Source organism: Rothia sp. (in: high G+C Gram-positive bacteria) (assembly GCF_030540545.1).
Taxonomy (GTDB): Bacteria; Actinomycetota; Actinomycetes; order Actinomycetales; family Micrococcaceae; genus Rothia.
Map to the genome: position 1 here is coordinate 343,268 of NZ_JAUNVZ010000001.1, position 26,608 is coordinate 369,875.

Genomic DNA, 26,608 nt, shown 5'->3' on the forward strand with positions numbered 1-26,608 from the left:
TCGGGCCCACCACTAGCCGGCTGCAGAGAGAACCTGCGCGCTCGGAAGGGTGAAATTATCCTTGTTGTACTTAGGAGCCATGGTTCGCATGAAGCTCTGCCACTGGGCACCGGCGTAGGTCGCACCATCCACATAGGTGAGCACGCGGCCATTAATCGCCAGGTTGTTCATAGAACGAGAACCCTGGTTCAGGCTACCAACCCAGGAAGAGGTGGACAGACCGCGAGTGTAACCGGTCATCCATGTCTGGGAGGAATTATCGTTCGTACCGGTCTTCGCAGCCGAAGCCTCGGGCAAACCAATACCGCGATCGGGAGCCGAACCGCCGTAGGCAATCACGCCCTTGAGCACCCAGCTCACGCCATTTGCCACATCGGGTTCAAGCACCTGCTCGCACTCATTGGTATATTCCTTCAGAGTGGAACCGTCATTTGCCAGCACCTTATCCATCGGGCGGGGCTCGCAATACTTACCCTCGCTCGCAAAGATTGCGAAGGTCGATGCCATGGTCAGCGGGGTTGCACCATTGGCGGTACCACCAATATTGCTCGAGAGGTTCTCCACCTTGTACAGAGGGTTACCGAAACCATCGTGCACATGTAGACGCTCAGCCATATCGCGAATATCGCACAAATCCAGGCGAGCAACCATGCCGTAGAGGTAGGAGTTCCAGGACTGGCGAATACCGTAGGCTGCGGTATTCCAGGTCTGACCGCCGGCAACCGCGTTCTTGAAGCTAAAGCCAGCCGGGTCATCGCGGAAGTAGAACTTACCGCCTTCAAGGCACTTAGCATTCCAACCGAAGGAGGTCGGGTAGAGCAGGGAGGTACCGTTGACAATGGCGTTCACGCCCTTGCCCGAAGCAATCCACTGAGCCAGAACCACGGGCTTGAAGGTCGAACCGGGCTGGAAACCGCCGGTACCACCGAATGCGTAATCAACGTTGTAGTTGAACTGGTTCACGCTGTGGTCGTTGGCATCAACGGGGTTACCCCACTGAGAGTTCTGAGCCATAGCAACCACACGACCGGTACCGGGCTCAACACTGGTCAGAGCAGCGTTAATATCATTCCAGTTGGTTGCACCGGGCTGAGTGGACTCCACAGCCTTCTTTGCAGCCACCTGAGCCTCGGGGTTCAGGGTGGTGACAATCTTCAGACCGCCGCGGCGCAGAGTCGCCTCGCGACGTTCAGTGGTCGGACCGAAGGAAGGATCACCCAGGAAGTTGTACAGCATGTAGTAGCAGAACTGCGCATTATCGCCCGCAATGGAGCAACCCTGAGAAGTGGGGTGTACATCCAGCTTAATATCGGAAGCAACCGCCTCCTCAAACTCCTGCTGAGTAATCTTCTTATCGCGCAGCATAGTCGAGAGCACAATATCGCGGCGCTCACGAGCCAGATCCGGGTTCTTGGTCGGATCGTAAATATTCGGTGCCTGCACCAGACCCGCCAGCAGAGCCGCCTGAGCAATGGTCAGGTTCTTAGCGGACTTACCCCAGTAGTACTGAGATGCAGCCTCAACACCGATATTCTGGCCACCCATATTCACAATATTCAGGTAGCCCTCAAGGATCTGATCCTTGGTCTTATTGCGCTCCATGGAGATCGCGAGCTTCATCTCTTTGATCTTATCCACGTAGTTCTTCTTAGCACCCAGAGTATTGGGGTCTTCACCGCGCGCAACATCAGCGTTAATAATCAGGTTATTAACGTACTGCTGGGTCAGGGTAGAAGCACCCTGACGCTTATTGGGGTTCAGAATATTATTGAAGAACGCACGACCAATACCAATCGGGGAGACAGCGCCGTGGTTGTAGAACTCACGGTCCTCCACCGAGATAATGGCATCCTTCAAATAGGGAGACATCTGATCCAGCTTAACCTGGGTATTGGTCTCTGCGAAGAAGGTTGCGATCTTCGTGGTGCCATCGGAAGCGTATACGGTCGAAGGCTTAGAGATATTCTCATCCGAAATATCATCCGGAAGGTCCTGGAACCAGGACATAGAGGCATTAGCCGTCAACGCAACGCTCATGGACGGAGGCAGCACAACCAGTGCCACCAGCAGGCCAGCAATCACGCTATACGCCAAAAACTGAATAAAATCGCCCGGGCGCGAACGCTTCGAGCGGGATTTCTTAGATGAAGCCATTTTTCCAGTGTAGCGTACACGCCCCAATCCGGCACCTGCACCGGGCTTGGTGAACTAAGGAAAACCGAAGAAACACACCCTATATAAGAGAAGAAAACACGCCAAAACTATGCTCTCGGACAAATAGCGCGGTAGCTGCCGGCGCGTATCTTGAGACCAACCCTCAAAGGTATTAACCTAGAGACTATGAAGAAATGGGAATACGCAACTGTGCCTCTAATGATCCACGCAACCAAGCAGATCCTCGATAGCTGGGGTGAAGACGGCTGGGAGCTGGTAACCGTACTGCCCGGCGCCTCCGCAGCAGGCCCCAACCCGGCATCCAATATGGTCGCCCCCACCCAGGGCAACCCCATCGCCTACTTCAAGCGTGAAAAGCAGGGCTAAAGCCCGCACACACACCCGATACTCGCACGCATACGCTAAGCGAGTATCGGGTGAGTCATCTTAAAGAGACTCATCAAACCCAAATGGGCGCGATACACCAGAGAAAAGAGAAAACCATGAGCGAATCCCGCATTGAAGCACGCATCCGCGAACTCGGCTACGAACTGCCCGAGGTAGCAGCCCCCGTCGCAGCATACGTACCCGCCATTGTCAGCGGCTCCTACGTCTACACCTCCGGACAGCTGCCCTTCACCCAGGGCGCACTGCCCGAAACCGGCAAGGTCTCCGACAACGGTCAGGACGGCTACGTGTCCCCCGAAAATGCTAAGAAGTACGCCGCCGTGAGCGTGCTCAACGCCCTGGCAGCCGTCAAGTCCGTTATTGGCGATCTGGATCGTATTAAGCAGGTCGTTAAGGTCGTCGGTTTCGTCTCCTCCGACCCCGCATTTACCGCACAGCCTGCAGTTATTAACGGTGCATCCGAACTGCTCGGTGAAATCTTCGGTGAAGCAGGCCAGCACGCACGCAGCGCCGTAGGCGTACCCGTGCTGCCCCTGGACTCGCCCGTCGAAGTCGAAATTATCGTAGAGTTCGCCTAAATCACAAGGCTCTCAAGGGAAGAGAAATGCTCTCCAACCAACCCATGTATACCGGCATGATCCCGGTACAGCCCGGCTCCGGCTCCGGCTCCACCCCCGCCGAGCAGCCGCAAGGAGCAGCACACCCGGATGCGACTAAACCCCGCATGTTCACCGGGCGCAGCAGCCTGCCCGCACCGCGCACCGAAAGCATTCAGCGCCTGTACAGCGTGCCCGAATATATGCGCGTGGCAGCCCAGCACTGGTCCCGCATCGAAAACCAAGCCGACCAGAGCGTGCGCAGCGCGCGCCTTGCAGCCTCGGTCATTTTCGTGCGCGATGGCGATAACGGTCTGGAAACCATCCTGACCTACCGCCCCGGCTGCTCACCCCTGGGAATCGTTGCCTTCCCGGGAGGCGCCGTGCGCGAAGACGATAGCCACCCGCTACCCTGGCACGGCCCCAGCCCCGAAGCCTGGCGCAAAAAACTGCACTTTGACAGCGTAGATTCCGCCCGAGCCAGCGTCATCGCAGCAATCCGCGAATCCTTTGAAGAAACCGGAATTCTGCTCGCCGGTAGCGATAGCCAAAGCGTTGCCGAATATAGCGCCGGAGACGAACATATGTGTCAGCGCTCCGCCGTGGCCTTAGAAGATCGCAGCTTTAACGAATTCTTGCGCCTAACGGGACTACAAGCACGCACCGATCTGCTGCGCGCGGTAGACCGCTGGCAATCCCCGGACTTCTTCCACAAGAGGTTTGACACCAGCTACTTCACCGCCGCTATTCCCGTAGGTCAGCGCGCCAAACTACTGCGTGAAAAGGGCGTATGGGGCGACTGGATCAATGTGCGTCAGCTGCTGGCAGAGCGCAATACCACCGCCCTGGGAGATGCCATTGGGCAGGAAAATACCGTGGGTAAAAAGCTCGAAGAGCTCATCGCCCCCGGAGTGATGTGCATGCTCGAATCCCTCGCCAAAGCCGACTCCACCGTAGCCTGGCTGGCAAAGAGCCGTACTGTGCGCGTACAAAAGCCCACCCTGGTCACCTCGGGAAACAGCTGTATGCTCTCCTTTATGGACGTGGTACCCGTTGCCCCCAAAACCGGACGATTCGGCGCCGTACCGGCAGCGGAAAAACCCGTTGCCGACAAGAACGCCGAGGGCACCTTTACCGGGGCGCTCAAAACCATTGCTCCCACCACTAAGCGGACGGCATAGAACATATCTGTATACAAAAGCACCGGCGGAGTGAAGAGAATCTTCACCCCGCCGGTGCTTTTAGCTATAAGAGCGTATACGCAGCAGCTTAGCGCGAGCGCTGTGCTCAATGCTGCTTTAGCGCGAGCGCTGGCGCTGTGCTCAATACTGCTTTAGCGAGAACGCTGACGCAGGCGCGGCAGGTCCAGAATGACCACAGCGCGTGCCTCCAGGCGGATCCAGCCGCGAGAAACGAACTCAGCCAGGGCCTTGTTCACGGTCTCACGAGAAGCACCGACCAGCTGAGCCAGCTCTTCCTGAGTCAGCTCATGAGCGACCAGAATGCCGTCGGTTGCCGGGCGGCCGAAACGATCCGCCAGATCCAGCAGAGCCTTAGCCAGACGACCCGGAACATCCGAGAAGACCAGGTCAGCCAGAGCCTCATTGGAACGACGCAGGCGACGAGCCAGAGCCTTAATCACCTGATCAGAAATCGAGGGATCCAGCTGCTGAGCGCGCTTGAAAGAATCGTGCTTAATAGCAGCCAGGCGAGTCTCGGATACAGCAACCGCATTGGTCGAACGGGGCGAAGGATCAAAGAGAGCCATCTCGCCGAAAACATCGCCGGGGCCCATAATTGCAACCATGTTCTCACGGCCATCAGCTGCTGTGCGACCCAGCTTAATCTTGCCCGAGAGTACAGCGAAGAGCTGATCGCCCTGATCGCCCTCGTAGAACAGAACGGCGTTGCGGGACAGGTCAACTTCCTGAATATCATCAGTCAGCAGCTTGAAGGCAGCATCATCCAGGCCCGCGAACAGCGGGGAGCGACGCAGAATCTCCAAATCCATGGGGGTCTCCTCAAAGAAAAAATACTAATAGTTAAGCGCTGCAGAGCGCCCGTTTGGTGAGTTGACCGGGCAGTGTCTGTGTGAGCTACCCGGTAGATGTGACATATTCAACTAATAAGAGCGTACCGCATATTTAAAAATTCTGCACCCAAAATACAGCCAGAATGGCAAAAATTTTTGCGTACCAGCAAAAACATAAGAAAAACACAGGTTCAACGCGTAGGATACATAATCCAACGGTAGGCATGTGCACACCTGCTGCCGAGAACATAAAGGAGAAATGGATTGTTTAGCTCTCTAAATATCCTCGACGTCCTCATCCCCATTATCCTGCTGCTGTACTTCCTGAGCGGACTACGCAGAGGCTTCTTCACCACCCTGGGCACCTTCGCCGGTCTAGCCCTGGGTGCCTGTGCCGCAGCCTGGCTCATCCCCCAAGCCATTGCAGCAGTCGGAACCCGCTGGGCACTCATTACCTTCCTGCTGGTGCTCGTCCTCTGCCTAACCATAGGTCAGTGGCTGGGCACCCTCGCCGGAGGCGCCATCCGCCGAGTCACCGATATAACGCCCCTCAAAGGCGTAGAACGCTTAGGCGGCGGCCTGCTGAACCTGGCAGCCTGCGCCCTGGTCATGGTGGTGCTCACTATTAGCGTACGCACCCTGCCCGTGCCTTCGCTCAACCTTGCGCTCTCTGAATCCAAGACCCTGTCCTGGATGGTAGAAAACACCCCCAACGGGCTAAAAGAGCGCATTGAATCGGCTCGAAGCGATGTGCTGGCAACCCGCACCATCCCCGAAATTGGGCAGCTGATCACCCCCGCCGCAGAAGCCCCGGTAGAGTATAACGACACCGCGCAGCTGCAGGCGGCAAGCGCCTCCGTGGTGCAGATTATGGGCACCGCCGAAGCCTGCGGATACACCTCCACCGGCTCCGGATTCGTCGCCGATCAGAACCTTGTCGTGACCAATGCACACGTGGTTGCCGGTGTGGATGCGCCCGTGGTGCAAGATAGCCGCGGCCGCATGTACAAGGGCCAGGTGGTCTATATGGACAGCGCCCAGGACCTTGCCTTTATCCGCACCGTCAATATGCCGCTAAGCCCCCTGGCCATCGGCAACAACGCGCGCCCGGGCACCGAAGTGGTCTTTATGGGCTACCCCAAGGGTGGTCCCTTTAGCGCCAAGCCCGCCACCGTGCAGGGTATCGGTAACACCCAGACCATTGACGCTGAAAGCGGTAAGAGCAACCCCATGCGTCAGGTCTATCAGCTGGCAGCCGATGTGCAGCACGGTAACTCCGGCGGTCCGGTGCTTACCAGCGACGGCACCGTAGTCGGCGTGATCTTCGGTAAGGCAACCACCGGTCAAACCGGTTACGCCATTTCGGCAAGCACCCTGCAGGCCGATTTGGCAGAAGGCGGCGCCAATACCGCAGCGATTTCTACCGGCACCTGCCGAGCCTAGGAATTCAAACCCGTCTATAGAGCTCAAGCCCATATATAGAATCAGGCCCCGAGTAGTCATACTCGGGGCCTGATTATTTTAAAAGCTTGGTAGAGCCTAGGATTCCTCAAAACCCTGACCCAACACACGAGCGGCGCTGGTTGCCAAATAATCAAGAGCCATAGTGTAGCCATAGGCGCCCGCACCGGCAATGACAGCGCTCGCCTGCGGGGAAACATAGGAATGATGGCGGAAAGGCTCACGGCGGTGAATATTGCTCAGGTGCACCTCCACCACCGGAATCTCCACAGCCTCCAGGGCATCGTGCAGAGCAATAGAGGTGTGGGTGTAGGCGCCGGGGTTAATAATAATGCCGCTACCGTTTAGACGGGCGTGCTGAATTGCGTCAATAAGCACACCCTCATGGTTGGATTGCAGACACTCCACCGCCAGCCCGTAGGAAGCCGCGCGCTCAATGATCGCGTTTTCAATATCACCAAGGGTCGTGGAGCCGTACACCTCCGGGCGGCGCTGCCCCAGCAGATTCAGATTCGGGCCATTGAGCAGAAAAATCACATCAGTCATACACCCAGTGTAAACCGCTCCAGGCGCTTGGGAATAGCACCCCGCTCCACTAAGAACAGAAGGAAACAGAGCACAACCTGCCTAGAAAAGAGCAGAGGGCACGCGTAAGCTTAGTCGCCATGAGCACCCCCGATTACTCACCCCTGGCCGCAGAAGAACTCACCGACGAAGTTCAGGAACTGCTCAGCACCCGCATAGTGCCCGAAGCCGATGCCGCAGCGGCAGCTCGACGCCGCGCCAAAGCTCCCGAAAGCCACCTGGCACTGGTGCGCCGCGCCCGCAAGATCAACCGCATCCTGGGGGCGACCTACCCCTATGCCGTGGCGGAACTAGACTTTGATAACCCCTTTGAGCTGCTGGTTGCCACCGTGCTCTCTGCCCAAACCACCGATGTGCGCGTCAACGCCGCAACCCCCGCCCTCTTTGCCGCCTACCCCAATGCTGCCGCTTTAGCCGCTGCCAGCCAAGAAGAAGTAGAACCCTATGTGCAATCCCTGGGCTTCTACCGCGCCAAAGCACGCTCCATTATTGGCCTCTCCCGCGCCCTGGATAGCGAATACAATGGGCAGGTACCCGCCGATGTGGACAAGCTGGTCAAACTACCCGGCGTGGGACGAAAAACCGCAAACGTGGTGCTCGGTAACGCCTTTGGCAAGCCGGGACTGACCGTCGACACCCACTTTGGGCGCCTAGCACGTCGCCTGGGATTCACCCGTGAGGAAGAACCCGAAAAAGTAGAGCGCGATGTGCAAGAACTATTTGAACCGCGCGATTGGACTCAGCTATCCCACCGCCTGGTCTACCACGGCCGCCGCATCTGCCACGCCCGCAAACCCGCCTGCGGAGTATGCCCCATTGCCGACCTATGCCCCTCCTACGGGGAAGGGGAGACGGATGAGCGCGCAGCCCGTAAACTAATGAAATACGAAATGACGCCCGGCCGCGAACGCCTACATCTGCGCATGCTGCAGGGCGCCACCCGCCGAGAGCTCATCGCCGAAGGATACCCCCTCAATGCCTAATACCTGCCAAGCAGCACGCACCGCCCTCTCCTCGCTAGCCAACGGCAGCGTAGAAGTGGATATGCACACCCTGCTCTCCTCCGCACCCGTGGGCGAACTCGCAAAAGAAGCTGCCGTACTGATTCTTTTCGGCGCCCTGGACTCCACCCCCGCCAGCTCACATTTTGAAGGCTGCCCCACCGAGGTGAGCGAAGAGCTGGATGTGCTGCTGCTGGTGCGCGCCTCCACCCTGCGCTCGCATGCCGGTCAGCCCGCCTTCCCCGGCGGCAAAATCGACCCGGAAGACTACGAGCAGGCAGAAAGCCAGGGCGTGAGCGTAGCCCATATTGCCGCCCTGCGCGAGGCAAATGAAGAAACCGGTCTGAACCCCGAGGGCGTTGAAATCCTAGGCCAGCTGCCGGCCCTGCCGCTGCCGGTCAGTGACTTTATGGTCACTCCCGTCATCGGTTGGTGGCGCGACCCCAGTGATGTGCAGGTGGTTGATTTTAATGAGTCCGCACTGATTGCCCGCGTGCCTGTGCGGGATCTGCTCAACCCCGCCAATCGCCATATGTCCTATGTGCGCCGCGGGGATACTAAGCACCTAACCCCGGCATTCCGCGTGCAGCAGGACGGCCACGAATTTACCGTTTGGGGCTTTACCGCCATGCTGTTGGATAGTATTTTCAATTCCCTGGGCTGGAGCGTTGAATGGGACCGCAATGATAAGCGCCCCGCACCCGGATTTGAGGACTAAGTGTTGCAGCTCTTACATAGGGCAGACCTGTTATAGAAAAGCGCCCCGGCGGCTCAGTATCTGAGCCACCGGGGCGCTTTATTATGAGCTTTATTTCGCCTGATCATAGGACTTCACCCGTGCGCAGGAGAGCGGGAAGTCCACGGGAACACGACCAAAAATCAACTCGGCGGCACGGGCTGCGCTCTCACGCACAATATGCTCCACCCGATCCATCTCAAAATCAGGGCCGCAGAGTAGTACCTCATCATGCAAAAAATACAGCAGCTTGGTGCTAAAGGGACGGTCGCCCCAGCATTCGGTCAGCAGGCGCGTGCGAATGAGCCCCATCCAGCAGAGAGCCCACTCCGCGGCGGTACCCTGTACCACAAAATTGCGGGTCATGCGACCAAAAGAAGCGCGGGCACTTACGGCGCGAGAAGCAGCTTGAGGACTCGACTGATCATTGACCACCTGCCACCAGCGCTCATCGGGCACGGGCGAGGTGCGACCCAAAAAAGTGGTCACCTGACCCCCGGCTTCACCAATACGAGCAGCCCGCTCGGTAAAGTCCATTGCCGCGGGAAAAAGAGCGGCAATATGGGGTAGCAGGGCACCAATTTCACCGCTGCGGCCGCCGTACATAATGGCGAGCATACCGATTTTCGCCTGGGCGCGCTCGGTCAGAGCAATATTCTTATGAGCCGCCAGGGAAGCAATATTGGAGTATAGATCCGCGCCGCGCGCCGCCTGTGCCAAATGCTCATCCCGGCTCAGAGCCGCCAAAATACGCGGTTCAATTTGTGAACCATCGGCAACTAGCAGGCTGTAGTGCTCCGGGGCAATAATGGAGCCGCGAATCTCTGCCGGTAGTTGCAGAGCACCGCCTCCGGAGGCACCCCAGCGACCGGTGGCGGCGCCTCCGACCTCAAGCAGCGGGCGGAAACGCTCACCCTGCACCCATTGCTCGGCCCAGCCCCACCCATTGGCGGTAAAAATCCTATAGAGCTTTTTGAACTCAAGAATCGGGTCAATCAACGCATGGCGGGCTTGGGCCTGATCGGGTTTTTCCTCAGCCCAGGTCAGCAGCTCGTATTTGCGCACACTATTCACCCGCACCCCGGCAGCCTGCAGGGCTTTGAGCAGTTCCTGGGCGGAGGCTGGGCGCAGGTTCGGGGAGTAGAGGCGAGCGCGTATGATCTCGGTGAGCTCATTGAGTCTGCGGGGGTATTGACCCTCAGCAGGCTTGGGGCCGAGCAGCTCTTCTAGATGCGCATTGTGGGCGGCGCTGCTAAAGGGCAGGCCGTACTGGGCGATTTCTGCAGCCACCAGGGCGCCGGAGGACTCGGCAGCGATTAATAGGGCCATACGCGCGGGGTGAGCGCTGGAGGCAATGGCCTGCAGCTGTATCACTAATTCAGCTAAAAGAGCGCGTAGAGCGGAGGGAAGTCGCTCTATCAGAGAGGGGACATACTCTTCGGAATTTCTGCGAGAATACAGCTCAAGAGACTCATATAAAGAATCATTATTCTCTGTTTTTAGTGGGTTCTGCACGGCATGAGAGCCTGGAGAGTCGGAACCGGAAGAGCCAAAGAAATCATCCCCGAAAAGCTCCTCCTGACCCTCAATCTGACGCGCCGACCAGATCGAAGAACGATGCTGTTCACTCTCAACGGCACGCTGCAGATTGTATACCGGAGAGTAGCTGATAAAGCCCGAAGGGTGGGTGGCAGATTGTGCCAGAATACGCTGAGCCAGGCGCATATCGTGACAGGAGAGCGGACGAGTATCCTGCGCCAAAATCAGGGGCATAATAGTGCGGCTATCTGCCCACGCCCAGCGCACACTAGGCGTTTGCGGGGAGGCGGAAAAATGGGCCTGCGCGCGCTCAATATAGCGCGCCAGATTCTTAGCCGGCACCTTATCCGCACGCACGATTCGGCAATAATTTAATGCCGAGAACTCAAGAGTTTGAGGGGTGGGCATAGTGCTCATTCGCTGGGCGTTCTGCTCGCGGGGCGCATCGCTGATTTCGCAGTGAAGAGCCGCCCATTCCTGTGCCTGTGCAGGCTCGGGCAGGGCAGTATCACTAGAGCCGTCAGAGAGCGATAGAGGTAGCGGGGCGAGCAGAATATGCATGCTTCTATTCTAGTCGGGGCTCATATGGGGCTATGGATTGTGCTCCTTGTCAGGAGGGCGGAGAGCGCCTGATAGAGCTAGAGCGTGTCTGAATAGAGCAGGCCGGCGCAGAATCTGCCCTGTCATAGTTCGTCATATATCGTGTCATCATTCGGTAAATAAACCTCCAATAGCGCCCAAAAATAGCGTCTAGCCTGTGGATAACTTTGATTTTGATAGTTTTCACCGCGTTTATCCACAGATATAGAAAAAGCCTCGGCGCGGACAGAAAAAATGTGCTCTACTGGGGTCATGAAAGAAAACACTAAAGCCCGCCGCGGGGCCAAGCTATTCGGACGGGTCCTCACATCGCCCGTCCGCACCCCGCCCCAGAATGCAGTTTCAGCGCTCAATACCGCCTCGGAACAGAGCGTAGAGCTGACACAGGGCCAACAGAACCTGCCCCTGTGGAAGCCACCGGTACCCACTCTGGCAATCCCCGAAGACTACGCCATGCGCACCCTGGCACTATCCGCCTGTGCAGCCCTGATGCGAGAGCGCTCGCCGCTGCTAACACACGCTATGAGCGAGCTACAGGCTTACGATCATGTGCTCGCGCAGTGCTATCAGCAGCTGGAGCGCGATATTAGCAGCGGTCCACTGGGAGCAATGAATCTGGATATTGCCCGTGCATATCTGCACTCCGAGTTGCACGGCATGGGCGCCCTGGATACCCTGTGCCACCTGCCGGGGCTAAGCGATATTTACGTCAATTCACCCACCGATATTTGGGTTCAATGTTCGGGTATTACCCGCCGAACATCCCTGAGCCTGGGTAGTGAAGAGCGGGTGCAGAGCCTGGCTTCTCGTCTGCTCAGACGGCACGGAGTGAGCCTGGATGCCGCCCACCCCAGTGGAGAAATTATTGACCCCTCGGGACGAAGAATCCACGCCGTGATTCCACCCCTGAGTGAGCGAACCCTGCTGAGTATCCGCCTGCCCGGCACTGTCCGCCCCAGCTTTGAGCAGCTGCAGCGCAGCGGCATGTTTGATGAGCGTTGCGCGCACCTGCTCAAAGATATGGTGGATCGCCGCCTGTCCTTTGTCATTAGCGGAGGCACCGGCACCGGCAAAACCACCCTGCTTAACGCCCTGCTTGCTCTCTGCCCGCCCCAGCAGCGTCTGCTTCTGCTGGAGGATAGCCCGGAACTGGCGCCCGCGCATCCGCACGCGGTGAGTCTGCACGCTCGAAGTGCCAATAGCGAAGGGCGCGGCGCGGTGGATTTGGGTCAGCTGCTGGTTCAGGCTCTGCGTATGGGCCCTGACCGCCTGGTCATGGGTGAATGCCGTGGCGCTGAAATTGTGCACCTCTTCAACGCTATGAACACCGGTCACCGGGGCGCCGGGACCACCCTGCACACCAATAGTGCGCAGGCTGTTCCCCTGCGCTTTCAAGCTCTGGGTGCCCTTGCCGCTCTTCCCCGAGAGACGGTGGATATGCACGCTCTGACTGCCTTTGAGCGCATTATTCACCTGGAGCAAGGGCGTGACGGTAAGCGCAGAGTTCAGGGAATCTACGCCCTGGGTATGGATAAGTCTCGGTGTTTAGAGGTTGTCCCCGTGTATATACCCGGTGCTAGCCAGCTCAATTCTGCAGATGAATCGGCACAGAGGGGAGAGAGTAATGGCTAGGGGCGTAAAAAACCGTGCTGTAACGGTTCGCCGCGTATCGGGTAAACCCAGTGTTGAGGAGTTGCACCTCTGGCCCGATACTCTGCGCTCGCTTTCCTCCGCTCTGAGCGCCGGTATTGACTATCAGCGAGCTTTAGCGTCGGTGCTCACCGGCCTAAAATCAGCCTCCCGCCGGGCACATACACGGGCTGAGAGAGGGGTACGTGCAACCTGGGCAGATATTGCCGATGTGCTCTCAGCTCTCATGAGCGCCCACAGCGCCGGGTACGACCCAGCCCACGCGTGCAGCACCCTGGCACTGCGGCGAGAACACAGCCGCCAACGCTGTGAAGAGCTGACCCTTTGCCTGGGGCTTAGCTACGGAACCGGCGCGCCCCTGGCGGATACCCTGCGCTCCTGCGCCGACTACGCCGAGGCCGCCATTGACGCCCGGCTTGCCAGAGAAAGCGCCCTGGCAGCTCCCGCGGCAACGGCGCGGCTGCTAAGCACTTTACCCTTTGTGGGGCTCGGTCTGGGTGCCCTGCTAGGAGCCGATCCTTTGGGCGTGCTCTTTGGCTCGATTCCGGGTGCTCTATGCGGGGCGGCGGGTCTGTATCTGGGCTGGGCGGGCTATAGCTGGAGCGCCCGATTAGTCCACAGCGCGGAGGTGAAGAGTCTATGAGTCTCTTTAGAGTACGTGCTCCCCGAGCCCGTCAGAGCGTGGGAGGCGGTAGGGAAAAATCTGAAACTCCCGTGGATATTTCCCTCATGCTCTACCTGCTGGCAAGTCAGCTGCAGGCGGGTCTGAACCTGCTCACGGCTCTTGAGGCTATGGCTCAGGCTCTACCGGCATCGGCGCACTCAATGTCGCGAGCCCTGCAGGAGATTAGCGCCCTATTGGCAGCAGGTGTTCCCTGGGGACAGGCTTGGGAACCCTATAGCGGGGAGCCTGCACTACGCACCCTTAGGCAGGCTTTGGGCAGCGTATGGGAGGCGGGCAGCCCCTCCGCCAGCATGCTCGTACACGCCGCTGAGCAGCATAGAAACTATAGGCGCAGGCACGCCGAGCGTATAGCCGCGCAGCTCTCGGTCTCCCTGGTTATCCCCCTGGGGCTGTGCTCCCTACCGGCTTTTATTGCCCTGAGCGTGGTGCCCCTGCTGCTGGGTCTTATGCCGGTGCTCTGGTCCTAAAACTTTTCGAGACTGAAGAGTACATTATCAATGCCGATTCTTTCGGGATGCACACCCGAAAAACGGCATATCCCACTATGAGAAATGGAGAAAATTATGAAAACCATGGAAATGCTTCTACCCCCGGAAAGCCCGATCATGCTGGATCTTTCCGGCAGCAACGCCGATAATTTCGGCGCCCCGGGTGCGCACCTGAAGCAGTGCGCCCGCTCGATCAAAGAACCGGTATATATTGCCGCCGGTGAACACGATGTTGGCTGCACCTTTGAAGCCTGCACCCCGCTGTGCACCGTAGTCACCGCGCTGAGCGAGATGATCTCCTATGAGAATGAGACAGCCGCTGAACGTGCGCTTTGCGCAGTCTCCGCCGGTGATTCTTCGAGCAAGGAACTGTGCCCGGTGGGAGATCCAGAAGAAGGTGCCTCCACCGCAGAATACGGTGTGGTCATGCTTGCCGCGGTGGGTTTTGCTGGGCTTCTGGCGCTGATTTTGAAATCGGATGAGGTTAAGAATCTGCTGCTGAATATTGTGCGTACCGCTCTGGGTGGTGCTACTCCCTTTGTCTAAGGGTAAGGCCCTATATACCGCTTAAAACTAAGGATAAAGAGAATGATTATTCGTGGATTTTACCCGGGGTGTCGACACCCGCCCCGGCGTGCAACAAGCAATCGTGCAGCCCACCGGGCCCGCGAGGCAGAGCACGGTGCTATTACCGCCGAATTTGCCGTAGCCTTGCCCGCCATTATTCTGGTGCTCACCTTTTGTCTGGGTGCTCTGAGCGTGGGTATCGCCCAGATTCGTGTGGATGAATCGGCGCGAGTTGCCGCCCGAGAACTCGCCCGAGGTGCCGATGAATCCACCGCCCTGCGCGCCGCACGGGATATAGAACCGCAGGCTCAGCTGCAGGTGGCGTATACGAGCGAGAATGTGCAGGTTCGAGCCGAACGCCGCGCCCCGGGAATCATTGGTTCTATGACCGGCTGGGTGCTTAGCTCCTCCTCTACAGTGCGCGTGGAAGAGCTCAATACCGGGCAGCCTAACCCCGATAGCCCTCCCGAAGGAGAGAATGAGAATAAGAGCGAGAAAGAGACATAAATGGGTACCTATATCTCTTCGCTGCGCACCCTTATTTCTCCACTGCGTGCACTTATTGTGAGTTTCCGGGCTTACCTAGCTGACTCGGCGCCGGAACCCCACAATCTTAGGGAGAACCGGGAACAGGGCAGCGGTACCGTCATGGCACTGGGCATTATTGCCGCCCTGATAATAGCCAGCCTGCTCGTGGCGGGTATGAGTGCGGCGGTGCACGCCAAAACCCAGGCTCAAAACGCGGCGGATGCGGCGGCCCTGGCGGCAGCAGATAGCCTGCGCGGCATAAGCTCCGGCGACCCCTGCTCAATCGCCCGGGAAATAGCTGAAGCCAATGGCGCGCAGCTTGTCGGGTGCGCCTTCCCAGCACGTGAGGAAACGGTAGATGTGCGCGTGAGCAAAGCACTACCCGGCCCCTTTGCAACCCTGGGACCGGTAGAGGCTATAGCCCGGGCGGGCTCGCCGGCAGATCCTCAAAGCCTTGATTCGGAAGCTGAGGAGTATTCAGAGCCTGAAGAATAGCCTGCAGCAGGCTCAGCGCACCGGCCTTATCCAGGGGGTCATTGCGATTACCGCACTTGGGCGATTGCACGCAGGAGGGGCATCCACTCTCACAGGTGCAGGACTGGATAGCTCTCAAAGTGGAGCTAATCCAGGCGGTCATAGCGTTAAATCCGCGCTCGCTAAATCCGGCGCCTCCCGCGGCGGCATCGTAGATATAGATGCTGGGCGCATCTGTATCTTCGTGATAGAGAGTGGATAAACCGCCCAAATCCCAGCGATCGCAGGTGGCAAGCAGGGGCAGCAGACCGATCATAGCGTGCTCGGCGGCGTGCAGGGTGCCGGGGGCAGCCGGCTCCTGCACCCCAGCAGCCCTCAAAAAGGCAGGATCGAAGCTCAGCCAGCAGGCTTCGGTGTGCAGAATCGAAGGTGGCATCTCCAGCAGCTCTTCACTCAGGTAATTACCGCCGCTAATAGCCAGGCGCTGATATCCCAACACCCGGTCGGTTACCTGCACCCGGCCGCGGTGCAGAATAACCGCTTCGGGTATACCAAAGGCTGAGAAGGATACGCGTGCCTTCTCCTGAAGTACCCGCACCTGGGTACTTTCCAGCGCTTTGGTGTAGTAGTCCGGGTGGGCGCGGGAAAGCAGAATAACCTTGGACTGCTCATCCCAGCTTTCCACCAGGTACTGTTTGCCCTGGTGCAGGTAAATAGCGCCCGGGTGACCCTGAGTTAGAGCCTGTTCGCGGTCCATGGTGCCCACCAGGGTGCCGTCCTGATCGATGAGCTGGAAGGGCGCGCCACCGGTACCGCGCAGATCCACCAGCTGAGCGGCAGACTCAGCGTGCGTCCAGTACCAGCCATCGGGGCGTGCTCGCAGATAACCCTGCGCCACCAGGCGATCGAGCAGGGCGCGAGTATGCGGGCCAAAGAGGTGCAGCTCTTCGGCACGTAGCGGAGTCTCCTCAGCCGCGGCGCATAGCTGAGGGGAGAGCACATAGGGGTTCGTCGGGTCGAAAATAGTGGCCTCCACGGGGCGCCCGAAAATCGCCTCGGGGTGGTGGACGAGGAAGGTATCCAGCGGGTCTTCACGGGCAATGAGCACCGCAATGGATTCCTGACCTCCTCGACCGGCGCGGCCAATACGCTGCATAAAGGCGGCGCGGGTGCCCGGCCAGCCCGCCAGCAGCACAGCGTCCAGACCGGAAATATCAATACCCAGTTCCAGCGCCGAGGTGGAGGCAAGGCCGAGTAGCTCGCCATTGCGCAGGCGACGCTCAATATCGCGGCGTTCCTCGGGAGTGTACCCGGAACGATAGGCGGCAACACGGTGCACCAGGGAGGGGTCTGCCTCTGCCAGATAGCTCTGGGTTTTCTGGGAGAGCAACTCGGCACCTCGCCGGGAGGTACTAAAGGCTAGGGTGCGCGTGCGGGAAAGAACCAGGTCGGTGAGCATACGGGAGGCCTGCTCACCGGCACTGATTCTTTGGGGGGCATTTTTCTCAGCCTCGGAGCGGGTATCAAAGCCTCGGGCGGCAAGCTTATCCGTTGCCTCTTCGGGTAAAAATTCCGGCTCCCAGAGTAGTACGGTGCGCTCACCACTGGGGGCGGTGGAGCGGGTAATGGTGCAAATTCGATCTTCGGGCACACCGATCAGAGAGCCGAAGGCTTGGGCAGGGTTGGCGCTGGTGGCGGAGGCACCAAAAAACACGGGCGTGGATTTATAGAGGGCTGCCACTCGGCGTAGCCGGCGCAGCAGATTGGCTATTTGCGCGCCAAAAACACCGCGGTAGCTGTGCACCTCATCCAAAATCACCAGGCGCAGGGAACGTAAGAAACGTGACCAGGAGCGGTGCTGACCCAGAATAGAGAAATTCAGCATTTCCGGAGTGGCAAGCACAAAGTTCGCCTGCTCGCGAATAACCCTGCGCTCATCGACGGGAGTGTCGCCATCGTAGCTGGCGGCGTAGAGCCCGGGTAGGGAGTAGGCACGAATGGAATTGAGCTGATCGGCAGAGAGGGCGCGCGCGGGCGATATATAGAGAACCGTGGCGCGCTCATCTGCCGTGCCTTCGTGTGGCTGATGATTCTCCGCGCGATAGATGGTGTCAAAGGCGGGCGCTAAGTAGCTTAGGGACTTTCCGGAGGCGGTTCCGGTGGAAATAATGGTGTGCTTTAGGCTCTGCGCATTGCCCCGGTGCGCATGTACTAGCGCTGCATGTACAGAATCTGCCGCCTGCATTTGGTGCTCAAAGGGCTCATCCACACCCATCATGTGAAAGCATTCAATAACGCGCGGGTGAATCCACTCAGACCAGGGGGAGTAGACCGCTTCTCGCGCGGGCATGGTGTGCACATGGGTGAGCTGCTCGGGTATCTCGCGAGGGATGCGCGGCAGTAGCTTGCCCAGGGTTTCGGCAAGCTGGGGGTCAGGCTGCATAAAATCCTGGGTGGATTCGGGATGCTCGGGGGATGAGGGCATGTCTTTAAGTGTACGCGGTGCTCCGAGCTGGCTTGGGGCTTCAGAGGCGGGCTTATTTGAGGGTGAAATTTAGAATATATAAAGAAATTTGCATGCGTTGGGCGTAAAATAGGGACGTGGCTCAAAATCGTATTATTCTGTATTACCAGTTCGCCCCCATCGCCGATCCGGAGGCTGTCAAGCTCTGGCAGCGCGCTCTCTGTGAGAAGCTGGGTCTGCGCGGACGTATCCTTATTTCTAAGCACGGTATTAACGGCACCCTGGGCGGCGAAATTAACGCTGTCAAGGCATACACCAAGGAAACCCGTCAGTACCCCGGTTTCAAGAACATGGAGTTCAAGTGGTCCGAAGGCGGTGCGGAAGACTTCCCGCGCCTGTCCGTGAAGGCACGCGATGAAATCGTGGCATTCGGCGCCCCCGATGAACTGCAGGTGGATGAAAACGGTGTGGTCGGCGGCGGTGTGCACCTGAAGCCCGAAGAGGTCAACAAGCTGGTTGCCGAGCGCGGCGACGAGGTGGTCTTCTTCGATGGTCGTAACGCCTTCGAAGCGAAGATCGGTAAGTTCAAGAACGCTATCGTTCCCGATGTTCGCACCACTCACGACTTCATCCGCGAGATTGAATCCGGCAAGTACGATCACCTCAAGGACAAGCCGGTTATTACCTATTGCACCGGCGGTATCCGCTGCGAGATTCTCTCGGCTCTGATGAAGAACCGCGGCTTTAACGAGATCTACCAGATCGACGGCGGTATTGTGCGCTACGGTGAAAAGTACGCCGATAAGGAACTCTGGGAAGGCTCCCTCTACGTCTTCGATAAGCGTATGCACATGGAGTTCAGCCCCGACACTGTCACCATTGGTGAGTGCGAGCGCTGCTCCAAGCCCTCCAATAAGTTCGAGAACTGCTCCAATGAGCGTTGCCGCGAACTGGTTCTGCTCTGCCCCGAATGTGCAGCTGATGATGAGAAGCGTCGCTGTGTGGGCGGTTGCGCTGTAGACCGCGAAGCAGCTAACGCCTAGTAGCATTGCTAATGCCCCGCGTATCCCTAAATAGCAGGGATGCGCGGGGTATTTTCTAGGCTCTGTTCTGTGACCATAGAGCGGGAACTAGCCCGGACCGCTAAAAGTCTTTAACCTTTTCCCAGTCTTCAATGGGGCCGGGAATAATGCTAAAGAGAGGGTGCGCAGGTACGCCTTGCGGAGTATCTAGGCGCTCGCTAAAAGTCACCAACCAGTCTTTGGCGCGCCCTCGGATTTTATGCTCGAGAAATTCCGCCTCGTAATGTAGCTGCCCATCGGTGCACAGAATTTTGGGTAGGGGTTGAGTGGGATCTGCCGGGTGGAGAATGAGCTCCCTATTGAAGCGGTAGCCTCGCGCCTCGGCCTCGTTTGCCAGCTCGCTGAGATAGGTCCCAATTGCTTCGAGGGGAGTGGCATGTTGCTTGAAGCGTAGCAGCTGTGGGTGATTGGTGTAGCCGCGGGTTTTGCCGTCCAATACTTTTTGAGCCAGGAGAGTCTCTCTCCAGCAGGCAATGAGAGCCGCTCGATCCAGTAGGGCGGGGTGTAGAGTCCAGATACGCATAGGAGCACTATATCAGGGGCTGAAAAGAGTGCAGACTGTGTCCGAGTTATATTCCCTAAAAAATACTTGACATGTAAAGTATTTGGAGTATTATTAAAACCAGATACAAGAGAAAAGCGCGGGACACCGCAGAAACGAAAGGCACACACCATGAGTGAGAACATCTCCATCAGCCACCTGGAACCGGCAAGCGGCAGCGATAAGAAGCTCGGATTCCTCTCCTTCGGCCACTGGGCAGAAATCCCCGGATCTCGCGTAGCAAGCGCATCCGACTCCCTGCTGCAGGCAATCGATTTGGCAGTGGGTGCAGAGGACATCGGTCTGGACGGCGCATTCTTCCGCGTGCACCACTTCGACCAGCAGCAGGCAACCCCCTACCCCTTACTTGCAGCTATCGCAGCCCGCACCTCCCGTATTGAGCTGGGCACCGGCGTAATCGATATGCGCTACGAAAACCCGCTCTACATGGCAGAACTAGCCGCAACCGCAGACCTCATCTCTGCAGGACGCCTGCAGCTGGGCGTCTCCCGCGGCTCGCCCGAATCCGTAATCCGCGGCTTTGAAAGCTTTGGCTACTACCCGGCAGAGGGCGAAGACGAAGGCGATATGGCACGCCGTCACCTGGATATCTTCATGAAGGCAATCCAGGGTGAAGGTATGGCACCCTCCGCACGCCGCGAAGGCGCCTACGCACCCGTGCAGCCTCAGGCGCCGGGCCTGGATAAGCGCATCTGGTGGGGCGCAGGCTCCACCGATACCGCTCTGTGGACCGCACGCCAGGGCTTGAACATGATGTCTTCGACCCTGTTGCTGGAAGATAAGGGTATTCCCTTCGATCAGCTGCAGGCAGAGCAGATTCGCTCCTACCGCGAAGAGTGGGTCAAGGCAGGGCACGAAGGCACCCCGCGCGTCTCGGTCTCCCGCTCGGTCATCCCGATCTTCGACGCTGACTCGGCACGTTACTTTGGCCGCCGCGCCCAGGAAGAATCGCAGGACTACACCGGCATTATTGACAATACCTTCTCGCGTTTTGGCCGCAGCTACATTGGCGATCCGGCCGATATTGCCGAAGAACTGGCACGTGACGAGGCCGTTCAGGCAGCCGACACCGTGCTGCTGACCGTACCGAATCAGCTGGGTGTGGACTTCAACCTGAAGATGCTCGACACCATTGTCAAGGAAATCAAGCCCGCTCTGAAGACCAAGTAGAGCTTAGACACTAGCAGACAAAACCCCCGGTAGATAGCACCGGGGGTTTTGCTATATATCCGATCGGGTATAGCAGCAGAGAATAGAGCGCTCATAATCCAGGGCTGAGATTAGAGCCCCGACCTGAGATAATAGAACTATGAGTGATACCCTGCCCGAAACCCCCGAATTTTCCCGCGTTGCGGATGCGCCCGCAAGCTACGACTATGCGGCTCTTGAGCATCTTAGAGAACGCCTGCAGCAGCTAGACTACCGCTATGACCCGGTGCAGCACCTGCTGGGCGATCGTGCCGCCGAGGCAATGGCTCGCGACCAGGTGGTTCCCGGGCTCTGGCGTATTGACCAGCTACTTGCCGACCCTGAATTGAGCGCTGAGGACCGCACCCTGGCGTTGGCAACCGGCTTCTTCCTGCTAGCTCGCGAATTGAATCCTGCAGAGATCCGAGAAGTTTTTTCCTACGCCTTTGATTCTGCGCTCGCTATTGGTCTGATTGAAGAATTCACCGCCGATAGCGGAGAAACTCTCTACCGTGCAGCTTATGATCTGCGCCCCCACGCCGCCAATGACGGCACCGAGCTGTGGGTAGCCTCCGATCTGGGGGCTCATCAGCGTCCCGGCGTGCTGCGTAAAGACCATGTGCTGGGCATTGGTCACGCCTCCCTGACCCTGGCGCAGATTACCGAGCGTACCCCCGCCGCCCGCGCCCTGGATTTGGGTACCGGTTGCGGTATTCAGACCTTCCACCTGCTCGATCATTGCAAGCATGTGACCGCCACCGATATTTCCGAGCGCGCCCTGGCATTTACTCGTTTTAACCTGCTGCTTAACGCTCCCGCTCTGGACATTGACCCGCAGAACCTGGAGGCACGCGTGAGCCTGCGCCTTGGCTCCCTGCTGGAACCAGTGGCGGGGGAGTACTTTGACCTGGTGATTTCCAATCCTCCCTTTGTGATTACCCCGCGCCGCGAGAATGAGAGCGCCGAGGACCAGTTCACTTACCGCGATGGTGGCATGCCGGGTGACCAGCTGGTCTCCACCCTGATTGAGGCAATCCCCTCGGTTCTACTTCCCGGTGGCCGCGCTCAAATGCTGGGTAACTGGGAGATTGTGGGCGAGCGACCCTGGGATGAGCGCCCGCGTGCCTGGGTAAAGGCAGTCGGGGCTGAAGCCTGGATTATTCAGCGTGAGGTGCTCACCCCCGAATCTTATGCCGAAACCTGGCTCAAAGACGCCAGCGAGAACCGTGACCGTGCCGCCTATGAGAGGACCTACCTGGATTATCTGAACGACTTTGCCTCCCGTCAGGTTAGCGGCATTGGCTTCGGTATGATCTGGTTGCGCCGCCCGGCTGAAAACGCTCCGGCTCATTCCCTGTTGCAGCGCTATGAAGAGATCACTTACCCGATTGCTCAGCCCATTGCGGCTGCCCTGACTCAGGCGGTGGCGCGTCATGATCGTCTGCACGCGCTGACTCCTCAGGAGTTCTTGGATTCTTATCTGGTGCTGGCTGAGGATGTGACCGAGGAACGCCATGGGGAGCCGGGTGCGGAGCATCCGCAGATTATTTTGCTGCGCGCCGGTTCCGGCCTGTGCCGTACCCAAATGCTTAGCACCGAGGCGGCGGGCTTTGTTTCTGCTAGTGATGGCGAGCTGGCTGTGGGGCAGATTCTTAATGCCCTGGCGGCTATTTTGGGCTGGGATGTGCTCGATGATCGCACCCGTGAGGCTGTTGATTCCGTGGTGCATTCGGCGGCTAATTTCACCGGGTCCGTGCTGGATGCGGATATGGCTCCCGAACGCGCCTTGGTGCTGGAGGCTATTGCCGAGCTGGTGGAAAAGTCCTTCCTGCATTTTGCTGATGAGGGCGCAGAAGCTTAGAACCTTCTAAGCGCTGAAGCTAAGAGATAAAGAGCGGGGGAGTAGCGGGTATATATCCGCTACTCCCTTTCTGTATATTCAGACTGTAGAAGTTACTCGACTAACGGTGTACACCTTATATAAAGGAACACATCGGAGCCTCCGAATATTCAGTGCCGTACACCAAAACGCCCTATAAAACGTCCACAATATGACATACACACGTCATATAGGCACCAAAAGCACAGAATACTGTGAAAAATGCCACCGAGCCCCGCATCCGGCGATAAAACCCTCCAGAGCAACAGATAGACTAAACACTATGAGTCACACAGAGCGCGACACCGAGCTAAACGAGCAAACCTGCTGGGAACGCCTACACGCAAACACCCTCGGCAGGCTCGTCATCGCCGACGGCAACACCGTCGAAGTCCTACCCGTGCTCTACGGCATCTCCGAAGAAGAAATCTACGTGCGCACCACCCGCGGCGAACGCTTCTCCTCCGTGGTCGTCAGCCGACACGTCGCCTTCGAAATCGACGAACTGCTCTTTGACGGTATCCGTTCTGTGATCGTCCAGGGCATCGCCCACTGGCTCCCGCCCGAAATGACCCCGCGCCTGGTCGAAAAATTCGACAACCGCACCACCGATAGCCACACCCAATGGGTGCAAATCATCCCCCGCAGCATCAAAGGACGCGAATACAGCCTGATACCGGCACAACACTAAAGCCCCGCAGGCACGACGTACAGCTCAATAGCACAAACCCCGCATAATGCGCTATGGTTGATACGCACCAACACGCAGTACACCAACCCAAGGAGAGTCGTGCCCGCAAAGGTAAACACCGGAAAAGCACTGCTGATTGTGGAGTCCCCCTCCAAAGTCAAAACCATCAGCGGCTACCTAGGAGACGAGTTCATGGTGGACTCCTCCATGGGTCATATCCGCGACCTCCCCCAGCCCTCCGAACTGCCCGAAGAGCTCAAAAAAAGCCCCGCTGGCAAATTCGCAGTGAACGTAGAGGACAACTTCGAACCCTACTACGTGACCAACCCCGATAAAAAGAAAAAAGTCACCGAACTCAAGCGCAAACTCAAAGACGCAGACGCGCTCTATCTGGCAACTGATGGTGACCGCGAAGGTGAAGCCATCGCCTGGCACCTGAAAGAAGTCCTCAAGCCCAAGGTACCCGTCTACCGTATGACCTTCCCCGAAATCACACGGGAAGCAATCCAGCGTGCCTTCGGCGAACTGCGCGATATCGACCAGCACCTGGTCGACGCCCAGGAAACCCGCCGAATCCTCGACCGTATCTACGGCTACGAAATCTCTCCCGTGCTCTGGCGCAAAGTCGGCCGCGGCCTCTCTGCAGGACGCGTGCAATCCGTCGCTACCCGCCTGGTCGTTGAGCGCGAACGCGAACGCATGGCATTTATCTCCGCCAACTACTGGGATCTAAGCGGCACCTTCACCACCGAAGCCAAGGAAAGCTTCGACGCGAAACTTATCGCCCTCAACGGAGCACGTGTAGCCAGCGGTAAAGACTTTGCCGATAACGGTCAGCTGACCAACGCCAAGGCAGCGCACCTGAACGAAGGGCAGGCACACGCCTTGGCTCAGGCTCTGACCGGTGTGCCCTTTAGCGTACGCAGCGTAGAAACCAAGCCCTATAAGCGCCGCCCCGCCGCGCCCTTTACCACCTCCACCCTGCAGCAGGAGGCGTCGCGCAAGCTGCGTTTCTCCTCCCGCGTGACCATGCAGGTCGCCCAGCGCCTCTACGAAAACGGTTACATCACCTATATGCGAACCGACTCCGTAGCCCTCTCCGACCAGGCGCTCAACGCAGCCCGCCGCCAGGCAACCGAACTCTACGGCGCCGAATACGTGCCCGCTGCCCCGCGCGTGTACACCTCCAAGAGCAAAAACGCGCAGGAAGCACACGAAGCAATCCGCCCCGCAGGTGACACTTTCCGCACCCCCGAGGCAGTGCGCGGCGCCCTGAGCAATGACGAATACCGCCTGTACGAACTGATCTGGAAGCGAACCGTCGCCTCCCAGATGGCAGACGCCACCGGCTCCACCGCATCCGTGCGTCTGGGCGCCACCGCAGCCAATGGTCAGGACGCAGAATTCGCAGCATCCGGTACCGTCATCACCTTCCGCGGCTTCCTCGCAGCCTACGAAGAAGGCACTGATGCAAGCCGCAGCGCAGACCGCGATAAGGATAACGATAAGCGCCTGCCCGCCCTGAGCGAAGGCGATAGCCTGAGCGCTGAAAACATTCAGGCAGCAGGTCACGAAACCCTGCCGCCCCCGCGCTACACCGAAGCCTCCCTGGTCAAGACCCTGGACGAGCTGGGCATCGGTCGACCCTCCACCTACGCCGCTGTTATCTCCACCATCATGGACCGCGGCTACGTGATTCCGCGCTCCGGCGCGCTCGTACCCTCCTGGACCGCCTTTAGCGTGGTACGTCTGATGGAAAATAGCTTCGCCTCCTATGTGGACTATGACTTCACCGCATCCATGGAAGAAGACCTGGACCGAATCGCACGCGGCGAAGAATCCCGCGTGGACTGGCTCGGCGAATTCTACTACGGTGGCGGCACCAAGCGCGGCCTGAAGCCCATTGTGGACAACCTGGGCGATATTGACGCGCGCGATATTAACTCCATCCGCATTGGCGAAGGTATTGTGCTGCGCGTAGGCAAATTCGGCCCCTATATTGAAGCCGAAGGCACCGTAAACACCGAAACCGGCGAAATTTCCGACCCGCAGCGTGCCAATGTACCCGATGACCTCGCACCCGATGAGCTCACCGAAGCCAAGGCGCGCGAGCTGATCGAAGCGGCTGCCTCCAAGGGCGATACCCGTTCCCTGGGCGTGGATCCTGACAATGGCTACGAAATCGTTGCGCGCGATGGACGCTACGGTCCCTACGTTACTGAAGTCATTCCTGAAATGACTGAGGAGCAGCTGCAGGCATATTTGGACTCGCTGCCCACCGAATACTACAAAAACGGTAAGCCCAAGCCCAAGAAGAAGCCCAAGCCCGTTAAGCCGCGTACCGCATCCCTGTTCAAATCTATGAGTGTAGACACCGTCACCCTCGAGCAGGCATTGCAGCTCATGAGCCTGCCGCGCGTGGTCGGAACCGACGCCGAAGGTGTGGAAATCACCGTTCAAAACGGACGCTTCGGCCCCTACCTGAAGAAGGGCACCGATTCCCGATCCATCGGTAGCGAAGAAGAAATCTTCACTATCACCCTTGAACAGGCACTGGAAATCTACTCCCAGCCCAAGACCCGCGGACGCGCCGCAGCCCGTCCGCCCCTGGCAGAACTGGGTGTAGACCCCGTCTCTGAGAAGAAGATCGTGATTAAGGATGGACGCTTCGGCCCCTACATTACCGACGGCGTCACCAATATTACGGTTCCTCGTGCCGAGTCCGTGGAATCCATGACTCACGAGCGTGCGGTACAGCTGCTGGCTGAAAAGCGCGCCAAGGGACCGGTCAAGCGCAAGACCGCGGCTAAGTCTACTGCCAAGAAGACCACGGCTAAAAAGACGACCGCTAAGAAGACCACGACGAAGAAGGCAACAACTGCGAAGAAGACGACTGCAAAGAAGTCTGCTGAGTAGGCTATAGAGTCGGAGCTATATATACGAATCTTGCATAGATCTATAAGAGTTTGTATAGGACTATGTGACTCTGTATAAAGCTATGAGACTCTGTCTAGGGCTAAGTGACTTTGTATAGAACTATGAGACTCTATATAGAGCGTATATAGATAGAAAGAACCGGTGCAATAGATGTATCTATTGCACCGGTTCTTTGTCTGTAAACCCCAATCCGGCAAGGCTGCGGCAGTGAATCCGGCAAGGCTACGGTCAGCAATCCGGCAAGGCTGCGGCTTTCAATCCGGCTAGGCGACGGTCAGCAATCAGGCAAGGCTGCGGTCAG

Annotated in this window: 23 protein-coding genes; 17 read left to right on the plus strand and 6 right to left on the minus strand. The window is 58.2% G+C overall.

Features of this window, described 5'->3' with window-relative positions; genetic code table 11:
- Window positions 1-12: 12 nt before the first annotated feature.
- A complete protein-coding gene (locus Q4P78_RS01555) occupies window positions 13-2,154 on the minus strand; it encodes a transglycosylase domain-containing protein (RefSeq protein WP_303338542.1) in 2,142 nt (713 codons plus the stop codon).
- Window positions 2,155-2,340: 186 nt separating this feature from the next.
- Between Q4P78_RS01555 and Q4P78_RS01560 the strand changes: the two genes are divergently transcribed.
- The 3 genes from Q4P78_RS01560 (at window position 2,341) to Q4P78_RS01570 (ending at window position 4,339) form a co-directional block, all read left to right on the plus strand.
- Entirely contained in the window at window positions 2,341-2,541 is a 201-nt protein-coding gene (locus Q4P78_RS01560) for a hypothetical protein (RefSeq protein WP_303338543.1), read from the plus strand.
- A 116-nt stretch (window positions 2,542-2,657) separates the two neighbouring features.
- Entirely contained in the window at window positions 2,658-3,140 is a 483-nt protein-coding gene (locus tag Q4P78_RS01565) for a RidA family protein (RefSeq protein ID WP_303338544.1), read from the plus strand.
- A gap of 26 nt (window positions 3,141-3,166) precedes the next feature.
- The gene (locus tag Q4P78_RS01570) at window positions 3,167-4,339 is read left to right on the plus strand and encodes an NUDIX hydrolase (RefSeq protein WP_303338545.1); all 1,173 of its coding nucleotides are present in this window, start codon (window positions 3,167-3,169) and stop codon (window positions 4,337-4,339) included.
- A 152-nt stretch (window positions 4,340-4,491) separates the two neighbouring features.
- Here the strand turns inward: Q4P78_RS01570 and Q4P78_RS01575 are convergent, their stop codons facing one another.
- A complete protein-coding gene (locus tag Q4P78_RS01575) occupies window positions 4,492-5,169 on the minus strand; it encodes a Crp/Fnr family transcriptional regulator (RefSeq protein ID WP_303338546.1) in 678 nt (225 codons plus the stop codon).
- A 285-nt stretch (window positions 5,170-5,454) separates the two neighbouring features.
- On the opposite strand from Q4P78_RS01575, the gene Q4P78_RS01580 reads away from it, so the two are divergent.
- Window positions 5,455-6,633, plus strand: a complete 1,179-nt coding sequence (locus Q4P78_RS01580) for a MarP family serine protease (RefSeq protein WP_303338547.1) — start codon at window positions 5,455-5,457, stop codon at window positions 6,631-6,633.
- Window positions 6,634-6,729: 96 nt separating this feature from the next.
- Here the strand turns inward: Q4P78_RS01580 and aroQ are convergent, their stop codons facing one another.
- A complete protein-coding gene (gene aroQ / locus Q4P78_RS01585; protein WP_303338548.1) occupies window positions 6,730-7,197 on the minus strand; it encodes a type II 3-dehydroquinate dehydratase in 468 nt (155 codons plus the stop codon).
- 119 nt (window positions 7,198-7,316) lie between these two features.
- Between aroQ and nth the strand changes: the two genes are divergently transcribed.
- Together nth and Q4P78_RS01595 are read left to right on the plus strand one after the other, a co-directional pair.
- Window positions 7,317-8,219: an endonuclease III gene (gene nth, locus Q4P78_RS01590; RefSeq protein ID WP_303338549.1), complete on the plus strand. Its 903-nt coding sequence runs from the start codon at window positions 7,317-7,319 to the stop codon at window positions 8,217-8,219.
- The gene (locus tag Q4P78_RS01595) at window positions 8,212-8,955 is read left to right on the plus strand and encodes a CoA pyrophosphatase (protein ID WP_303338550.1); all 744 of its coding nucleotides are present in this window, start codon (window positions 8,212-8,214) and stop codon (window positions 8,953-8,955) included. The genes nth and Q4P78_RS01595 overlap by 8 nt, the downstream gene beginning before the upstream one ends.
- A 90-nt stretch (window positions 8,956-9,045) precedes the next feature.
- On the opposite strand, the gene Q4P78_RS01600 is transcribed toward Q4P78_RS01595, so the two are convergent.
- Window positions 9,046-11,073, minus strand: coding sequence for a bifunctional 3'-5' exonuclease/DNA polymerase (locus tag Q4P78_RS01600; RefSeq protein WP_303338551.1), 2,028 nt, complete (start codon window positions 11,071-11,073; stop codon window positions 9,046-9,048).
- Window positions 11,074-11,364: 291 nt separating this feature from the next.
- On the opposite strand from Q4P78_RS01600, the gene Q4P78_RS01605 reads away from it, so the two are divergent.
- From Q4P78_RS01605 to Q4P78_RS01630, 6 genes are all read left to right on the plus strand, one after another.
- Entirely contained in the window at window positions 11,365-12,744 is a 1,380-nt protein-coding gene (locus Q4P78_RS01605) for a CpaF family protein (protein ID WP_303338552.1), read from the plus strand.
- The gene (locus Q4P78_RS01610) at window positions 12,737-13,405 is read left to right on the plus strand and encodes a type II secretion system F family protein (protein ID WP_303338553.1); all 669 of its coding nucleotides are present in this window, start codon (window positions 12,737-12,739) and stop codon (window positions 13,403-13,405) included. Before Q4P78_RS01605 ends, Q4P78_RS01610 begins: the two co-directional genes overlap by 8 nt.
- A complete protein-coding gene (locus Q4P78_RS01615; protein WP_303338554.1) occupies window positions 13,402-13,914 on the plus strand; it encodes a type II secretion system F family protein in 513 nt (170 codons plus the stop codon). The genes Q4P78_RS01610 and Q4P78_RS01615 overlap by 4 nt, the downstream gene beginning before the upstream one ends.
- 96 nt (window positions 13,915-14,010) lie before the next feature.
- Window positions 14,011-14,481, plus strand: a complete 471-nt coding sequence (locus Q4P78_RS01620; protein WP_303338555.1) for a DUF4244 domain-containing protein — start codon at window positions 14,011-14,013, stop codon at window positions 14,479-14,481.
- A 42-nt stretch (window positions 14,482-14,523) separates the two neighbouring features.
- Entirely contained in the window at window positions 14,524-15,009 is a 486-nt protein-coding gene (locus Q4P78_RS01625) for a TadE family protein (protein ID WP_303338556.1), read from the plus strand.
- Window positions 15,010-15,525 (plus strand): Rv3654c family TadE-like protein, encoded by a 516-nt coding sequence (locus Q4P78_RS01630; RefSeq protein WP_303338557.1) that lies wholly within the window; start codon window positions 15,010-15,012, stop codon window positions 15,523-15,525.
- Here Q4P78_RS01630 and Q4P78_RS01635 read toward each other — a convergent pair.
- Window positions 15,446-17,989 carry a DEAD/DEAH box helicase gene (locus Q4P78_RS01635; protein WP_368660885.1) on the minus strand — a complete coding sequence of 848 codons (2,544 nt, stop codon included), beginning with the start codon at window positions 17,987-17,989 and terminating at the stop codon, window positions 15,446-15,448. The genes Q4P78_RS01630 and Q4P78_RS01635 overlap by 80 nt on opposite strands.
- A 116-nt stretch (window positions 17,990-18,105) precedes the next feature.
- Here Q4P78_RS01635 and Q4P78_RS01640 point away from each other — a divergent pair, with 116 nt between their 5' ends.
- Window positions 18,106-19,011, plus strand: a complete 906-nt coding sequence (locus Q4P78_RS01640) for a rhodanese-related sulfurtransferase (protein ID WP_303338558.1) — start codon at window positions 18,106-18,108, stop codon at window positions 19,009-19,011.
- Window positions 19,012-19,111: 100 nt separating this feature from the next.
- On the opposite strand, the gene Q4P78_RS01645 is transcribed toward Q4P78_RS01640, so the two are convergent.
- On the minus strand, window positions 19,112-19,573 hold the full coding sequence (locus Q4P78_RS01645; protein WP_303338559.1) for a pyrimidine dimer DNA glycosylase/endonuclease V: 462 nt from the start codon (window positions 19,571-19,573) through the stop codon (window positions 19,112-19,114).
- 150 nt (window positions 19,574-19,723) lie between these two features.
- On the opposite strand from Q4P78_RS01645, the gene Q4P78_RS01650 reads away from it, so the two are divergent.
- From Q4P78_RS01650 to topA, 4 genes are all read left to right on the plus strand, one after another.
- Entirely contained in the window at window positions 19,724-20,782 is a 1,059-nt protein-coding gene (locus Q4P78_RS01650) for an LLM class flavin-dependent oxidoreductase (RefSeq protein WP_303338560.1), read from the plus strand.
- A gap of 139 nt (window positions 20,783-20,921) precedes the next feature.
- Complete coding sequence (locus Q4P78_RS01655; RefSeq protein ID WP_303338561.1) at window positions 20,922-22,661, plus strand: methyltransferase; 1,740 nt, start codon at window positions 20,922-20,924, stop codon at window positions 22,659-22,661.
- A gap of 301 nt (window positions 22,662-22,962) precedes the next feature.
- Window positions 22,963-23,370, plus strand: coding sequence for a pyridoxamine 5'-phosphate oxidase family protein (locus tag Q4P78_RS01660; RefSeq protein ID WP_303338562.1), 408 nt, complete (start codon window positions 22,963-22,965; stop codon window positions 23,368-23,370).
- Window positions 23,371-23,469: 99 nt separating this feature from the next.
- On the plus strand, window positions 23,470-26,286 hold the full coding sequence (topA, locus tag Q4P78_RS01665; RefSeq protein WP_303338563.1) for a type I DNA topoisomerase: 2,817 nt from the start codon (window positions 23,470-23,472) through the stop codon (window positions 26,284-26,286).
- Window positions 26,287-26,608 lie beyond the last annotated feature (322 nt).

Coding starts and splice junctions, on each gene's coding strand:
- Q4P78_RS01660 (WP_303338562.1), top strand. CDS start 22,963: ATGAGTCACACAGAGCGCGACACCGAGCTAAACGAGCAAACCTGCTGG.
- Q4P78_RS01645 (WP_303338559.1), bottom strand. CDS start 19,573: ATGCGTATCTGGACTCTACACCCCGCCCTACTGGATCGAGCGGCTCTC.
- Q4P78_RS01555 (WP_303338542.1), bottom strand. CDS start 2,154: ATGGCTTCATCTAAGAAATCCCGCTCGAAGCGTTCGCGCCCGGGCGAT.
- Q4P78_RS01615 (WP_303338554.1), top strand. CDS start 13,402: ATGAGTCTCTTTAGAGTACGTGCTCCCCGAGCCCGTCAGAGCGTGGGA.
- Q4P78_RS01575 (WP_303338546.1), bottom strand. CDS start 5,169: ATGGATTTGGAGATTCTGCGTCGCTCCCCGCTGTTCGCGGGCCTGGAT.
- Q4P78_RS01560 (WP_303338543.1), top strand. CDS start 2,341: ATGAAGAAATGGGAATACGCAACTGTGCCTCTAATGATCCACGCAACC.
- Q4P78_RS01600 (WP_303338551.1), bottom strand. CDS start 11,073: ATGCATATTCTGCTCGCCCCGCTACCTCTATCGCTCTCTGACGGCTCT.
- Q4P78_RS01620 (WP_303338555.1), top strand. CDS start 14,011: ATGAAAACCATGGAAATGCTTCTACCCCCGGAAAGCCCGATCATGCTG.
- Q4P78_RS01610 (WP_303338553.1), top strand. CDS start 12,737: ATGGCTAGGGGCGTAAAAAACCGTGCTGTAACGGTTCGCCGCGTATCG.
- Q4P78_RS01635 (WP_368660885.1), bottom strand. CDS start 17,989: ATGCCCTCATCCCCCGAGCATCCCGAATCCACCCAGGATTTTATGCAG.
- Q4P78_RS01565 (WP_303338544.1), top strand. CDS start 2,658: ATGAGCGAATCCCGCATTGAAGCACGCATCCGCGAACTCGGCTACGAA.
- Q4P78_RS01655 (WP_303338561.1), top strand. CDS start 20,922: ATGAGTGATACCCTGCCCGAAACCCCCGAATTTTCCCGCGTTGCGGAT.
- Q4P78_RS01650 (WP_303338560.1), top strand. CDS start 19,724: ATGAGTGAGAACATCTCCATCAGCCACCTGGAACCGGCAAGCGGCAGC.
- Q4P78_RS01595 (WP_303338550.1), top strand. CDS start 8,212: ATGCCTAATACCTGCCAAGCAGCACGCACCGCCCTCTCCTCGCTAGCC.
- aroQ (WP_303338548.1), bottom strand. CDS start 7,197: ATGACTGATGTGATTTTTCTGCTCAATGGCCCGAATCTGAATCTGCTG.
- Q4P78_RS01605 (WP_303338552.1), top strand. CDS start 11,365: ATGAAAGAAAACACTAAAGCCCGCCGCGGGGCCAAGCTATTCGGACGG.
- Q4P78_RS01630 (WP_303338557.1), top strand. CDS start 15,010: ATGGGTACCTATATCTCTTCGCTGCGCACCCTTATTTCTCCACTGCGT.
- Q4P78_RS01570 (WP_303338545.1), top strand. CDS start 3,167: ATGCTCTCCAACCAACCCATGTATACCGGCATGATCCCGGTACAGCCC.
- Q4P78_RS01625 (WP_303338556.1), top strand. CDS start 14,524: ATGATTATTCGTGGATTTTACCCGGGGTGTCGACACCCGCCCCGGCGT.
- nth (WP_303338549.1), top strand. CDS start 7,317: ATGAGCACCCCCGATTACTCACCCCTGGCCGCAGAAGAACTCACCGAC.